Here is a 1556-nt window from a genome sequence, read left to right as displayed (position 1 = left end):
GGAAGCATTAAAAAGAGTTACCATTTATGGGGAAACCTTAAGTGCTGTATCAGCGTACCTATGGATGATGCTTTTATTAGCGGCTACGTTTATAGCAGGGGGTATATATTTATTAGAAAAGAAAACAGAACGTAGCCATTCTAGTGAGTAAAAAGGGGGAATGGAAATGTACTGGTGCAAAATAGCGAGAACAAATGAAGAGTTTGAAGCTATCGCAAAATTAAATTATGAAACATTCGTAGAAGAGATACCGCAACATGAAAAAGATCCAAGTGGAATGAGAGTAGATCCTTTTCACCATGAAAACGTTTATGTGATTGTATTAAAAGACCAAGAGCTTGCGGGAATGGTAGCCTTTAGAGCGGAGCGTCCATTCTCATTAGACAAGAAGCTTGGACCAGTAGAAAATTATCTCCCAGAGGATGCCCTAAAAGGGGCACTCTGTGAGGTCCGTTTACTAGCGGTAGATAAAAAGCATCGGAATGGGCGTGTTTTTTATTATTTAGCTAGAGCACTATCTGACTTTGCATATGAAAATGGATATGGAGCTGCCGTTATTTCGGGAACAGTAAGAGAGCAAAAGCTGTATAATCAGCTTGGTTTTGAGCCTTTTGCAAATCCAATTGGAGCAGAGGATGCCTTATTTGTCCCAATGGTATTAACGAGAGAGCGCTTTGATAATTCGGTTGCTGCACGCTTTAAGCAGAAAAGGTATTCTTTTTATCCCGGTCCTGTTCATCAGGTTAATGTAATCAAAAATGCTTTTCAGGAAGATCCACTCACCCATCGTTCCCATCAATTTGAGGTAATGCTCGATCGAGTTAAGCATAGGCTAAACGAGTTGAGTGGTGCTAAATACGTTCATTTACTAGTTGGGACCGGTACTTTAGCAAATGAAGCAATGATTGCACAATTGAAGGTGTTGGATGAAAGGGGTCTAATCTTAACGAATGGAGCTTTTGGAGAGCGTCTTCAAAAACAGGCATTACGTTGGGGATTAGATTATAACGTCGTTAGCTATGACTGGGGACAGGCATATAACTTAGAGGCCATTGAAAAAAAACTTGCGCTTGGAAATTATAGCTGGCTACTAATGGTTCATGGGGAAACCTCGACAGGGATGCTAAATGAATTAGAAGAACTGAAAGACGTTTGCCGTCGTTATAATGTATTGCTCTGTGCTGACTGTGTTAGCTCGTTTGGTTCTCTCCCATTCTCTATGGAAGGATTATATTTGGCTACAGGGGTCAGTGGAAAGGCAATAGGTACTATGAGCGGACTTTCCTTTGTCTTTGCCAATTCAGAAATAGTCTCCTGTGAGCGTATCCCTGCCTATTTAGACATAGGATTAACGACAAATTCCAACGTACCCTTTACAATGCCATCCCAACTTATCCATAGCCTTGAAAATGCCTTAATGGCCTATGATGATGGGGAAAGATATAAGCTTTTACATAAAAGATGGATGTATATTGAAGAGGAAGTTATACGACATAATATAGAGCTCTTTACAAATAACACATATCCTATGATATTCACATTACAAGAAAACCAAT

1 protein-coding gene is annotated in these 1556 nt (G+C 39.8%); it reads left to right on the top strand.

Features of this window, described 5'->3' with window-relative positions; all coding sequences use genetic code 11:
• Positions 1–166: 166 nt before the first annotated feature.
• Positions 167–1556: aminotransferase class V-fold PLP-dependent enzyme (locus AC06OU_RS16410; protein ID WP_475857201.1), on the top strand; the 1390-nt coding region annotated here is incomplete at its 3' end.

This window comes from Psychrobacillus sp. (assembly GCF_056205495.1).
Note: the sequence above shows the minus strand (reverse complement) of the source record. Positions and strands in the feature narration are given on the sequence as shown.